The organism is Paractinoplanes hotanensis (genome assembly GCF_023717965.1).
GTDB lineage: Bacteria > Actinomycetota > Actinomycetes > Mycobacteriales > Micromonosporaceae > Actinoplanes > Actinoplanes polyasparticus.
On the sequence record NZ_JAMQOL010000081.1, the window covers coordinates 18,327 to 30,452 of the forward strand.

Consider the following 12,126-nt stretch of genomic DNA (forward strand, 5'->3'; position numbering starts at 1 on the left):
GTCAGTACTCCACGTTCTGTGAGCGCTTGCGGATGACTGTGACCTCGTCGCGCTGGTTGCCGGTCGGGCCGAGGTAGTTGAACGCGAACGTGAGCTGGGCGTAGCCGCCGATGATGTGGGACGGCTTCACCAGGATCCGGGTCAGCGAGTTGTGGATGCCGCCCCGTTTGCCGGAGGTCTCGGCGATCGGTACGTCGATCAGCCGGTCCTGGGCGTGGTACATGTACACCGTGCCTTCGGGCATCCGGTGCGACACGATGGCCCGGGCGACCACGACCCCGTTGCGGTTGACCGCTTCGATCCAGTCGTTGTCCTTGATGCCGACCTTGGCCGCGTCGCGGTCGCTGATCCAGATGTTCTGGCCGCCGCGCGAGAGCGACAGCATGAACAGGTTGTCCTGGTACTCCGAGTGGATGGACCACTTGTTGTGCGGGGTCAGGTACCGTACCGTGAGCCCCTCGACCTCGCCGGCTCTGGTGCCGTCGGAGACGTTCCCAAGCGACGGTTCGGAGAACAGTGCCGCCATGTTGAGTGGTGGCCGGTAGACGGGCAGGCCCTCGCCGAGCTCGGTCATCCAGTCGTGATCGAGGTAGAAGTGCATCCGGCCGGACAGGGTGTGCCAGGGCTTCTTGCGCTCCACGTTGATAGTGAACGGCGAATACCGTCGCCCGCCGGTCTCGGAGCCCGACCACTCCGGTGAGGTGATCACCGGCACCGGGGCCCCCTGGGTGTCGGCGAAGGTGATCTGTTTGCCTTCGTGCTCCTCGGCGAGGTCGGCCAGCCGGACCCCGGTGCGCTTCTCGAGCGTTTTGAATCCCTCGGTGGCCAGATGCCCGTTGGTGGTCCCGGACATGGCCAGGATGGCCTCGCAGACGTTGACGTCCTTCTTCAGCGACGGCCGGCCATCGGCCACGCCACCGCGCACGGCACCGTTCTTGCGCCGCAGGTAGTCGACCTGCTCGCCCAGCTCGAAGGTGACGCCCTTGGTGGTGGCGCCGAGAGTGTCGACCAGGGGGCCGAGCGCGTTCATCTTCTCGGCGACCGCACCGTAGTCGCGTTCGACCTCGACGAGCTTGGGCATGGTGACGCCCGGGATCGGCTCGCACTCGCCCTTCTTCCAGTCACGCACGACACCGTGCGGGTTGGCCATCGCGTCCGCGGTGTCGTGGGTGAGGGGAACCGCGACGACGTCCTTGCGCACGCCGAGGTGGGTGGCGGCGAGCTCGCTGAACTTCGCCGCGATGCTCTGCCAGGCGTCCCAGTCGGTCCGGGTCTGCCACGGGGGCGCGATCGCCGGGTTGAAGGAGTGCACGAAGGGGTGCATGTCGGTGGTGTTGAGGTCGTGCTTCTCGTACCAGGTGGCCGCCGGGAGAACGACGTCGGAGAAGATCGTGGTGCTGGTCTGCCGGAAGTCGATCGTCATGAGCAGGTCGAGCTTGCCCTCGGGGGCCTCGTCTCGCCAGGTCACGTCGACCGGGCGCCGATCCGCCGGCGTCTCGGTCGCCCGCACCGACGAGTCGGTGCCGAGCAAATGCTTGAGGAAGTACTCGTTGCCCTTTCCGGACGAGCCGAGCAGGTTGGCCCGCCAGATCGAGAGGATGCGCGGATAGTTCTGCGGTGCGTCAGGGTCCTCACCGGCGAAGTCGAGCTCGCCGGACTTGAGCTGCTCCACGACGTACGCGCCCACCGGTTTGCCGGCGGCGGCCGCATCGTCGGCGAGGTCGAGCGGGTTGCGGTCGAACGTGGGGTATGACGGCATCCAGCCCATCCGCGCGCTCTGGGCGATCACATCGGCCGTGGACTTGCCGGCCAGCTGGCCTTTGCCGGTGGTGGCGGCAAGGGTGTCGGCGCCGAACTGGTCGTACCGGAACTGGTCGGTGTGCAGGTACCAGAAAGCCGTCTGGATCATGTTGCGGGGCGGTCGGCTCCAGTCGAGGGCGTTGGCGATCTGCGTGTAGCCCGTGATCGGGCGGACCTTCTCCTGCCCGACGTAGTGCGCCCAGCCGCCGCCGTTGACGCCCTGGCATCCGGTGAGGTTGGTCAGGGTCAGGAACGCCCGGTAGATCGTGTCGGAGTGGAACCAGTGGTTCGTGCCGGCCCCCATGACGATCATCGATCGGCCGCGTGACTCCTCGGCGTTCGCGGCGAACTCCCGCCCGATCCGAGCGGCGGTGGCGGCCGGGACACCGGTGATCGCCTCCTGCCAGGCGGGGGTGTACGGGGCGTCCGCGTCGTCGTAGCCGCGGGCCCACTGCCCCGGCACGCCGTCACGGCCGACGCCGTACTGGGCGAGCAGCAGGTCGAAGACCGTGGTGACCAGGTGGCCGTCGACCCGGCGGACCGGGACGCCGCGCGGTAGGTCGGCGGCCGCCCCGTCCGCGGTGTCGAAGCGGGGCATCCGCACCAGAGCGGTCTCCTCTGTCCCGTCGAGCAGGGAGAGCTGCGGGTCGACGTCACCGAGCTCGAGGTTCCACCGGCCGACACCGGCCTCGCCGAACCGGTGACCCAGCGAGCCGTTCGGGATCACCGGTTCACCGGTGCGTGCGTCGATGAGCACGGTCTTGAAGGCGGCGTTCTCCTGCCCCGTGCCGGTTGAGGCCAGATCGGCGGCCGTCAGGAACTTGCCCGCGGTGAAGGCGCCATCACCAGCGTCCTCGAGCTTCACCAGGTGCGGCAGGTCGGTGTAGGTCTTGACGTACTCGGTGAAGTACGGCGCCTGCCGGTCGACGAAGAACTCCTTCAGCACGACGTGGCCCATCGCCATGGCCAGCGCGCCGTCGGTGCCCGGCTTGGCGGGCAGCCACTCGTCGGCGAACTTCACGTTGTCGGCGTAGTCGGGAGCAACCGCGATCACCTTCTGGCCGCGGTAGCGGGCCTCGGTCATCCAGTGCGCGTCCGGGGTGCGGGTGACCGGCAGGTTGGAGCCCCACATGATCAAGTAGCCGGCGTTCCACCAGTCGCCCGACTCGGGAACGTCGGTCTGGTCACCGAAGACCTGTGGGGAGGCGACGGGGAGGTCGGCGTACCAGTCGTAGAAGCTCAACATCGAGCCGCCGACCAAGTTCAGGAAGCGTGCTCCCGACGCGTGGGAGACCATCGACATCGCCGGAATGGGAGAGAAGCCGGCCACCCGGTCGGGTCCGTACTTCTTGATCGTGTGCACGTGCGCGGCGGCGACGATCTCGCAGACCTCCTCCCACGTGGCGCGTACCAGGCCACCTTTTCCGCGGGCGGACTTATAGGCCTTCGCCCGCCGCGGATTCTCCGCGATGTGCTCCCACGCGCGCACCGGATCACCGTCGTGCTGGCTCTTGGCCTCGCGGAACATCTGGAGCAGTACGCCGCGGACATAGGGATAGCGGACCCGAGTCGGCGAATAGGTGTACCAGGAGAACGCCGCTCCGCGAGGGCAGCCGCGGGGCTCGTACTCCGGGGAGTCCGGGCCGACCGACGGGTAGTCGGTCTGCTGGGTCTCCCAGGTGATGATGCCGTCCTTGACGTAGACCTTCCACGAGCAGGACCCGGTGCAGTTCACCCCATGAGTCGAGCGGACCACCTTGTCGTGGCTCCACCGGTCCCGGTAGAAGTCGTCGGCCTGCCGGCCACCCTGCTTCGTCAGGGTCCGCAGATCATCGGACACCGTGCCCTTGGCGAAGTAGCGACGGGTGCGCACCAGGGCCTCGCCCAATTGGCCGTCCAAACCCGGCTGATCAAGGTGCCCCGACCTTCCGGTGCTGTCGCGAAGGTTCTGGTCGGACGTCATGAGATGGACATCTCCTCGTCGCGCCGATGCGCGGTTCGGTGTACCACGGTCATGGTCAGCAGCAGGATCGAGGCCGTGATCGCCGACGGCAGGCACAGCCCGTTGACATATGAGGTCACGCGGACCACGCCGCCTTTGCCGAGGTGCGGGTGCCTCGCCCTGGCCGGCGGGTAGGTGCACGAGGGGAGCGCCGGGCCGCGGGGCGTCCGCCGATCTGATACGGGGCGGGGTGGTCGGCCGAGACCCCGACCCGAGCGAAGAATCGGCGGTTGTCGACCAGCGGCTCGGGCACCGAGCCGGCTCGGTGTCGCGGGGCCTGTTGCATGTTGGTTCGGCTGCCCATGATCGGGTCTTCCCTGGAGGCCGGTCGAGCTGTTCGTAGCGCGCTTCCGCGTGATGATCTGCACACTAGACCCTAGGCAGGCATGAACGTGGTCATTGTGTGAAGGTTTAGGGCAGAACGGCTCGCGGACCCTGAGGACTTCGTTGGAGGCATGGGCCGGTCGGTCATCGGCCGAGAGCGGGCAGCAAAGTGCCGACCTTGGCGCGGATGGTGTCGATAGCGTCCCAGTCGTCCGGGTTCAGGTTGGCGAGCGCGGCGGGGAAGACGCCGTTCTGCTCTTTGAGGATGTGCTCGCGGAGCAGTTCGAGGGTGGCGATGAGCCGGCCGGGCCAGGTCGGGTCGATGGGCGTGCCGTGCTCGGCTTCGCCGAGGACCGCTTCGATGTGCCGGTGGTCGGCGCGCAAGGCCATGACATGTTCGGGGAAATCGGCAGCCATTGCCGGAAACAGACCCTGCTCCTCGACCTGCGTGTGCGGCTCGAGGACGGCCGTGATCCGGCGGGCCAGTTCTGCCATGTGTGCGGTGTCGGTCACCGCGCGGGCGGCACGGACCTCGCCGATGAGGTTGACGACCAGCTCATGTTCGCGGGTCAGATCGTCGATGGCGGTCACGGCCTGACAGCCGCAGTACTCACACATGAGCGGTGCCTTCCTGAGCCGTGGCGCCCCGGGCGGCCGGGGCGGTCACCGGTTGGGCGACGCTCTTCGCGACAGCGGTCACGGTCAACCCCAGTGCGGCGAGCGCGACGACCGCGAGCGCGCCCAGGCCGAGCGCGTACGAGCTGTACTGGCCGTAAAGGGCACCCATGATCAGCGGGGGCACGAATCCGCCGAGGCCGCCGGCGGCGCCGACGATGCCGGTGACCGAGCCGACCTTGTTCTGCGGCGCCAGCAGGGCGACCAGCGCGAAGGTCGCGCCGCTGCCGGCGCCGAGGGCGGCGGCCATGGACAGGAACGCGATCGTGCCCAGCGGCGCGAGGCCCGGAGTGAACGCCTGGACGGCGGCACCGACGACCACGATGCCGAGCGCGGCGGCCAGCACCCGGGTGGGTGCGAGCCGGTCGGACAGCCAGCCGCCGATCGGGCGCATCACCACGGCCAGCAGGACGAACCCGGCCATCCGGTTGGCGGCGTCGGCCTGAGTGAGCCCGTAGGCGGTCTTCAGATAGGCCGGTAGGTACACCGAGAAGGCGACGTAGCCGCCGAACAGGACCGCGTACAGGGCGGAAGCCTGCCAGGTGATCCGCAACCGCGCAGTGTCGGCCAGCCGCCGCGACAGCGGCTCTGCCGGGACGACCCGCCCGGGGGCGTCGCGCAGCACCAATGCGGCCAGCAGGGCGTACGCGGCCAGGATGATCGCGGTGACGATGAACGGGGTGGCGACGCCGTGCGCGGTGACAAATTTTACCGTGGTCAGGGCGCTGATCGCGGTGCCGCCCATGCCGGCGCCGAACACGCCGATCGCCAAACCCCGGCGCTCGGGTGGGAACCAGGCGTTGACGAACGGCACACCGACGGCGAACGCTGTGCCGCCGATGCCGAGGAAGAACCCGCCGACCAGCAGCCCGGCCAGCGTGGTGTGCCCGGCTAGGCCGAGGTAGAGCACCGGGACGATGGTGGTGAGCGAGACCAGCGGGAACATGACCCGTCCGCCGAACCGGTCGGTCAGGGCGCCGACCGGAATCCGGCCCACCGATCCGACGACGACCGGGACAGCGACGAGCAGGGCCTGCTGGAACGAGCTGAGTTGCAGGATGTCCTTGAACTTCGGGGCCAGCGGGCTGAGCAGCGCCCAGGCCCAGAAGTTGACCGCGAATCCGAGGGCGGCCAGGCCCAGCATCACCGCCCGCTGCCGGCCCGTCCCGGTGGTTTGTGACGCGCCGGGCGTACCGGAGCGGCGGTGGCCTGTACTCATCATCGTCTCCACATTTCGTTCGTGTCGCCGGTGTCGGTGGTCATCGGCTCGGGCCGGAAGGATGCGAGGCCCCGGCGTCAGGTTCCCCGTCTTCACGTCCCGCCAGATAGGGCCTTTGGTCCCGGCAGCGCGGGCGGTCATCCGCCGAGGTCGCGCCAGATGGGCTGTGAGGCGGCACCGGAGACCTTCCCAGGCGGATCTGCCACACCTGGGGCCCGGACTGCAGCCATCGGGAGCCGATCTGTGCGCCGAAGCGGTCACGATCTCGGCGAGGACCGGGCGAGGCGCATGCGCGCCGACCAGGACCACCACGTCGCCGGGCGCCAGCCCCGCTACCGCGGACAGTACCAACGCATGCCGTTGGTCGTGCTCGACTTCGCGCATGTCAAGACGGCAGTCGACATCCAGCAGCGGCGCGTCGGCGTTCGCGGCCCGCTGGTCCCCGTCGCACCGCTGGCCGGCCGTTCGGCAGCGGCCCAGGTGGGGTCGCTCCCGACGGGCCACGATCCATCAGGCGAGTACGGCACTGAGGAGCACGAGCACGGAGGCGATGATCTCAGCGATTCCGACATGCTTCGGCGTCAGCCGGTAGCGGGGGAGGATGGTCGCGCGAATCAGGAGAAGGAGGAAAACCGCTGCGATCGGGATGGTGAGCAGGCTGGCTACGCCGAGTGCGAGGACGTGGTAGGCGATTGATGCGCGGTGGTACGACGGGTTTCCGCGTTCGCGGATCATGGTCTTGACGTACAGGACCGTACCGGTGAAGTAGAGCATGACCGTGGTGAAGGCCGGCCCGACCTCGCTGATGCCGGTACCGGCGACGGTGGCTGCGACGAAGACGACGAGGCAGCTCTGAAGGACCGAGGTCAGGTCGTTGAGCAGCGCGCGTTCGTGGCGCTGTCGCGCGTAGTAGGCGTTGAACGCCAGCAGCGGCGCGTAGGCGCAGGTGTAGAACAGGACCTGCGGCCGGGCGATGACGACCACGAGGGCGAGGACGGCGGTCAGTGGCCCGTACAGCAGCAGTTGCGGCCGGACGCGGGACAGCCGGCGAGTCTTGAGGGCTTGCAGGGCGTAGTACGAGAGCAGGTAGCCGCTCAGCCAGGCGCCGAGCAGCGGCAGGTGCGGCCAGCGGAATCCGGCGGTCAGGACACCGGTGAGCCAGGGGACGAGGAGCATGGCCCAGGCGCCGTGCTGAGGTGGGAGGTACTTCCGGGCGGTCCGGCGACGGGCCTTGTGCCGGGTGGTGCTGGTGGTCATCGCGGCGCGCTCGCTTCCACTGTGATGATGCCCCGGGCACCGCGTTCGGCGTCGACCATCACGTGGCTGACGAACGGATAGTGGCCGGGTTCGGTCAGGACGGTCTCGACGAAGCCGCCTGCTGCCGGGGTGAGGTCGAGCACCTGCGCGGCGCCGGGGTCCGTCGGGCGTAGCTGCCATCGGCCTTCCCGGTAGAGGGTGTCGAAGTGGGCGCCGACGAGGTGGAAGGCGCTGGTGCGGTTGGGTCCGGCGTTGAGGACCCAGATGCGGACGCGGTCGCCCGGGCGGACGGTCAGCGGCCGGTGGGCGTATTGGGCGACGTAGCCGTTGAAGACGACGGCGTCGGGCTGTTCGGCCTGCATTTTGGTGAGGTCGCCCGGCTCGCCGTCGGGACCGAGGTACAGCTCGGACTGGACGAGCACGTATTCGCGGTCGACGGCGGGCAGGTCGGGTGGGTCGATGATGACGGCGCCGTACATGCCGTTGCCGATGTGGTGGAGCATCGGCATGGTCGAGCAGTGGTACATCCAGATGCCGGCTTTGGTAGCGGTGAATCGGTAGGTGAGCTGCTGCCCGGGGTCGATCGGTCGCATGGGTTCGTCGGGGGCGAGGGCGCCGGCGTGGAAGTCGATGCTGCCGTCGTTGCTCAGGCTGATCTCGAAGATGTCGCCGACCCGTCCCCGCAGCACCGGGCCGGGGGTGGTCCCGTTGAAGGTCCACATCTTCTGCCGTACCCCCGGGCTCACCTCGCGCTGCACCTCTTGCACCCGCAGGTCGAGGCGGTGCAGTCGGCCGCCGGGCAGCGCCGGTGCGGTCGCGTCGCGGGCGGTGAAACCGGCGCCGGGCTCGGCCATCGCGTCGATGGGTGCTGTGGTCGCGGCGGGGGCGGCGCCGTGGTCATGGCCGGCAGCCGCGGCCGATCCGGTGTTGCCGGTGGTGGTGATGGTCAGCCGCATACCGGCTTGGCGGTGGCCGGGCAACGAGCACCAGCCGTCGACCGCGCCGCCGATGACGCCGGCATCGAGGCGAGAAGTGTCGCCGCTTGCCAGGACGGCGGATTTCGGACCGGTGGCCAAGGCCAAATCGTGGCGGCGGCGGTCCTGGTTGGTCAGCATGATGATCAGCCGGTCACCGGCCGGGACGGTGATGGTGTCGGGCCGGAAGCGCATGCCCTCGGCGGTCACCGTCACGGTGGTGGTGCGCCCGTTCCACGCGATCCCGGACGACGACGCGACCGGCGTGCTCATCGGGGCGGTGACGCGTTGGGCCGCCGCCCCGATGAGCACGGCGACCAGGACGAGGGCGAGACCGGCCGCAACGCCGCCCAGTGGGCGGGCCGGTGCAGTGGGCTGTGGGGCAGGGGCAGATGGGGTCACGGTCTTCTCCGGGCGGCGAGCATGATGCTGACGGCGGGGATCAGGAACTGCAGCAGTGCGGCGAGGATCAGCAGAGAGGTGGTGATCCGCACGTACGGCGGTGTGGGCAGGACGAAGACGGCCAGCGCGGCGTTGGCCATGGCCACTCGCTGGGCCCAGTTCCGATCCAGCCGGCCGATGCGTTCCCGCACGACGGCCGGCCCGCCGCCCAAGGCCACGGGCAGCAGGTAGGCCATCGCTCCGAGCAGGGTCTGCGCGACGAAACCGACCAGCAGCGGGACCAGCACGGCGCCGAAGCGGTCGGCGGCCTCGGCTGCGTCGGGAGCGGACAGCAGCGTCCATACGTCGACGCCGAGGGCGATCAGCAGCCAGCCGCCGGCGGCGGCGATGGACCAGCCGGGAAACGAGGCCGGTGTCTTGCGGCGGGCGGTCTGCACGGCGGGGCGAGCGAGGAGCCCGACGGCGGCGGCGACCAGTGCGAGCCCGCCGGCGGCCAGCGGCGGCCACCAGGCCAGTACTGCGATGCCGAGCAGCGCGAGCCCGACGACCGCGACCGGCAGCGCGCGGCGAGTGGCGGTGGCGGCGCCGTCGGCCATTCGGGTGCGCAGGATCGTGGGCCACAGGGTGAGCAGCGTGCCGAGCACGGTGAGCGTCACCCACCCGAGCAGGTTGACGTGGGCGTGGAACAGCAGCAGCCGCGTCCGGCTGTCCTCGTCGGCGACGAGCATCCACGCGCCGACCGGGACACCCGTCAACAAGGCCGTCGCTGCGGCGACGTAGTAGTGCACGGTGACCGTGAAACGGGCCGGTAGCGCAGCCCTGAGCCGGGCGGCCAGCCACGCCAGATGCGCGAGGACCGCCGCGAAAACCAGCCCGGCTCCGACGACACCCGGCCACGGCCGGTCGGCGGCACCGCCGGCGAGCACACCGACGACACCGACGTTGAGCAGGCCGAGCCGGAGGGCCTCACCGCGCCGGCCGGCCGGCGCCGGTGCGCGCAGCACGGCGCTGGTGAAGTGGGCGCTCCAGATCACGATGGCGTTGGTGACGGCGCCGAGCAGCAGCAGATGGACGGCCAACCACCGCCAGGACGGCAGCAACGGGTGGAACAGCGCGACGACGACCAGCGCTGCCAGGTACGCCAGCGGTAGCATGCCGGCGCGGCGATGCCAGGCGGCCCGCCCGGTACGGCCGGCACCACTGTCGGCCGGCACATCGTTGCCGACGGCGGATTTCATGACCTGGCCCCGACAGCGGCCGGACGGCTTGTCGCGGTGGCACGAGTCGGGGCCGTCGGTGTCCGGCGCCACCATGACAGGGCGACGGCGCACGCGGCGAAGGCGAGTACCGCGACGACGTTGACGGTGCCGGCCCAGCGCCACACCCGCTCCAGGCCCGCGTCGCCGAGGACTACGCGGACGAGCAGCGTCGTTGCGATGGCGCCCACCAGGAGGGCGGCCAGGCCGGTCAGGAACCAGCGTTCTGCGCTGCGGCCGTGCATTGTCACGTGTGCCAGTTCAAGGCGTTCGCCGGCGATGGTCGCCACCACGAACACCACCATCCACGCGACCACCCCCGCGGCCGGCGCGGGCACGCGCCACCGGAGCGGCACCCCAGCGGTGCGGCTCACGACCGTTCCCCAGCCGGCCGTACCGGTGCCGGTAGGCGCACGACGCACGCGGCCGGAGCGCCGAAAGGCTCCAGCACCACGGACTCCCCGGGCACGCCGGCGCGGTCAAGGATGCCGCGAACCACACCCAGATGCAGTCCGCACATCGCGTCAGGGTTCTGGTCCACCAGTTCCAGGAACGGACAGGTGTACAGGTTCACCTGCACGCCGTCGCCGCTGTCGGGCGGTTCCCGGCGAGGGCTGAAACCGAGCCCGTCCGACACGGTGAGCACCGCATCGACCGGATCATCGTGATCGGGATTCACCGCGGCCAGATGCCGGCCCCACCCCTGGCCCGCCCGCGCTGCGGCCTCGCGCACATCACCACCACCGCCGGACAGATGCTCCAGCAATGCGGCAGCCAGAGCCCGGTACGGCGCCGGCGCCGGGTCCGCCGACGCCGCCCGATACCGCCACGCGGGCCGGCCGGGCTGCCCGCCGCTGGCGCGCGCCTTCACCAGGAGTCCGGCTTCGGCGAGCCGGTCCAGATGCGCGCGGGTGGTGGACAGGTGCTGCCCGGTCCGGGCCGCCACCTCGGCCGCGGTGACGCCGCTCTCGGCCGCTCTCACCAGCCGTAGGATCGTCACCCGGCTGCTCGATCCCAACGCCCGGTGGCGTGGCGTGTCGATCGTCTCCCCGGTGGGGCCTATCCGCGGTGTTTCCATGGTGGTTAACGTTATAACGCCGAACGGCATCAAAACCTGGGGAGGGTTCCATGTCACAGTCCGATCTCGCCGCCGATCAGCGAGCCGCGCAGGCCGTGGTGCGGCACCACAGCGAGCTCGCCGCCGCCCTGACCGGCCACGTCACCCGGCTCGTCGACGCCGCTGACGCCGGCATCCTGCGGCAGGTGTGGACCCACCGCGACGAGCTGACGACGTGGTTGCACGACGAGTTGCTACCGCATGCATATGCCGAGGAGGCGGCTCTGTACCCGGCCGCCGCTGACCTGCCGGCCGGGAAACTGCTCGTCGAGGGCATGCTCGGTGAGCACCGTGTCATCGCTGCGCTGGTCACCGACCTGGAGAGTGCCGTTCCCCCCTCGTGGTGGCGTCAACGGCCCGCGCCCTGCAAGCCGTCTTCGCCAGTCACCTGGCCAAGGAGAACGACTTGGTTCTGCCGCTGCTGGTCACCGCCGACGAGGTGTCGCTGGCCGCGCTGCTCGACGGCATGCACGACATCATCGGCGGCGAAACCGGCCCGTCCTCCTCCAGCGGCTGTGGAGGCGGTGGCTGCGGCTGCGGCGGTGACGCACCCGGCGCGGCCGACGGCGACGCAGCCGCACTCACCATCGACCCCCGAGTCGATGTCCGCGACCTGCCACACGGCGAGCGACACGCCCGCGTCCTCGCCGCCCTCGACGCGCTGCCCGTCGACGCCGCGCTGGTCCTCATCGCCCCGCATGCTCCCTTGCCGCTTCTTGCGGAGATCAAGAACCGCTACGCCGGGCAAGTGGCCGGGCAATGGCTGCAGGACGGCCCGGAGGTCTGGCAGATCCGGCTGCACCGCCAGCCCCTCTCCGCCTGAACGCACCGCCACGGGCGGGGTGCCGGGGCGCCGCCCAGGCACCCGGCCTCAATAGCCGGACGACGGTCGTCAGCTGACGCATCCGCCGGTGCACATGCCGGCTCGGCTGAGCGTCCCGGCTGGCCTGATTGCGTGGCGAGGACAGGAGGACCGCCGACAGCGGGCGGCGAGCGGCGGCGGAACGGCTCTGCGCGGTATCGGGGGTGAACAGCCGCAATTCCTGCACGCCCGGGGACTGCCGCAAGGCCGCATGAGATGTGCGGGATCGGCGGGTGCC

Annotated in this window: 10 protein-coding genes and 2 pseudogenes; 2 read left to right on the top strand and 10 right to left on the bottom strand. The window is 70.2% G+C overall.

The annotated features are described in order from the left end of the window. Nucleotide 1 precedes the first annotated feature (1 nt). The 10 genes and pseudogenes from LXN57_RS44775 to LXN57_RS44810 form a co-directional block, all read right to left on the bottom strand. Nucleotides 2-3,763, bottom strand: coding sequence for a nitrate reductase subunit alpha (locus LXN57_RS44775; protein ID WP_251804412.1), 3,762 nt, complete (start codon nt 3,761-3,763; stop codon nt 2-4). Next, a complete protein-coding gene (locus LXN57_RS48115; protein ID WP_285904754.1) occupies nt 3,760-3,882 on the bottom strand; it encodes a hypothetical protein in 123 nt (40 codons plus the stop codon). The genes LXN57_RS44775 and LXN57_RS48115 overlap by 4 nt, the downstream gene beginning before the upstream one ends. Nucleotides 3,883-4,270: 388 nt before the next feature. Then, nucleotides 4,271-4,717: a hemerythrin domain-containing protein gene (locus LXN57_RS44780; protein WP_251804413.1), complete on the bottom strand. Its 447-nt coding sequence runs from the start codon at nt 4,715-4,717 to the stop codon at nt 4,271-4,273. Nucleotides 4,718-4,736: 19 nt separating this feature from the next. Beyond that, nucleotides 4,737-5,945 carry an MFS transporter gene (locus LXN57_RS44785; RefSeq protein WP_251804449.1) on the bottom strand — a complete coding sequence of 403 codons (1,209 nt, stop codon included), beginning with the start codon at nt 5,943-5,945 and terminating at the stop codon, nt 4,737-4,739. Nucleotides 5,946-6,293: 348 nt separating this feature from the next. Then, nucleotides 6,294-6,404: pseudogene (locus LXN57_RS48480) on the bottom strand (DUF2249 domain-containing protein); the annotation flags it as partial. Nucleotides 6,405-6,530: 126 nt separating this feature from the next. Then, on the bottom strand, nt 6,531-7,277 hold the full coding sequence (locus LXN57_RS44790) for a YwiC-like family protein (RefSeq protein ID WP_251804414.1): 747 nt from the start codon (nt 7,275-7,277) through the stop codon (nt 6,531-6,533). Then, a complete protein-coding gene (locus tag LXN57_RS44795; RefSeq protein WP_251804415.1) occupies nt 7,274-8,653 on the bottom strand; it encodes a multicopper oxidase domain-containing protein in 1,380 nt (459 codons plus the stop codon). Before LXN57_RS44795 ends, LXN57_RS44790 begins: the two co-directional genes overlap by 4 nt. Beyond that, complete coding sequence (locus LXN57_RS44800; protein ID WP_251804416.1) at nt 8,650-9,891, bottom strand: hypothetical protein; 1,242 nt, start codon at nt 9,889-9,891, stop codon at nt 8,650-8,652. Before LXN57_RS44800 ends, LXN57_RS44795 begins: the two co-directional genes overlap by 4 nt. Then, nucleotides 9,888-10,283 (bottom strand): DUF8744 domain-containing protein, encoded by a 396-nt coding sequence (locus LXN57_RS44805; RefSeq protein WP_251804417.1) that lies wholly within the window; start codon nt 10,281-10,283, stop codon nt 9,888-9,890. Before LXN57_RS44805 ends, LXN57_RS44800 begins: the two co-directional genes overlap by 4 nt. Beyond that, nucleotides 10,280-10,987, bottom strand: a complete 708-nt coding sequence (locus LXN57_RS44810) for a helix-turn-helix transcriptional regulator (RefSeq protein WP_251804418.1) — start codon at nt 10,985-10,987, stop codon at nt 10,280-10,282. Before LXN57_RS44810 ends, LXN57_RS44805 begins: the two co-directional genes overlap by 4 nt. Nucleotides 10,988-11,037: 50 nt before the next feature. On the opposite strand from LXN57_RS44810, the pseudogene LXN57_RS44815 reads away from it, so the two are divergent. After that, a pseudogene (locus LXN57_RS44815) lies at nt 11,038-11,301 on the top strand (DUF2249 domain-containing protein); the annotation flags it as partial. 65 nt (nt 11,302-11,366) lie between these two features. Further along, entirely contained in the window at nt 11,367-11,849 is a 483-nt protein-coding gene (locus LXN57_RS44820; RefSeq protein ID WP_251804419.1) for a DUF2249 domain-containing protein, read from the top strand. The last annotated feature ends 277 nt before the right edge of the window (nt 11,850-12,126 follow it).

What these genes read in the sequence shown, in the direction of transcription:
- LXN57_RS44800 (WP_251804416.1), bottom strand. Translation starts at nt 9,891, where the DNA reads ATGAAATCCGCCGTCGGCAACGATGTGCCGGCCGACAGTGGTGCCGGC.
- LXN57_RS44790 (WP_251804414.1), bottom strand. Translation starts at nt 7,277, where the DNA reads ATGACCACCAGCACCACCCGGCACAAGGCCCGTCGCCGGACCGCCCGG.
- LXN57_RS44775 (WP_251804412.1), bottom strand. Translation starts at nt 3,763, where the DNA reads ATGACGTCCGACCAGAACCTTCGCGACAGCACCGGAAGGTCGGGGCAC.
- LXN57_RS44810 (WP_251804418.1), bottom strand. Translation starts at nt 10,987, where the DNA reads ATGGAAACACCGCGGATAGGCCCCACCGGGGAGACGATCGACACGCCA.
- LXN57_RS44785 (WP_251804449.1), bottom strand. Translation starts at nt 5,945, where the DNA reads ATGCTGGGCCTGGCCGCCCTCGGATTCGCGGTCAACTTCTGGGCCTGG.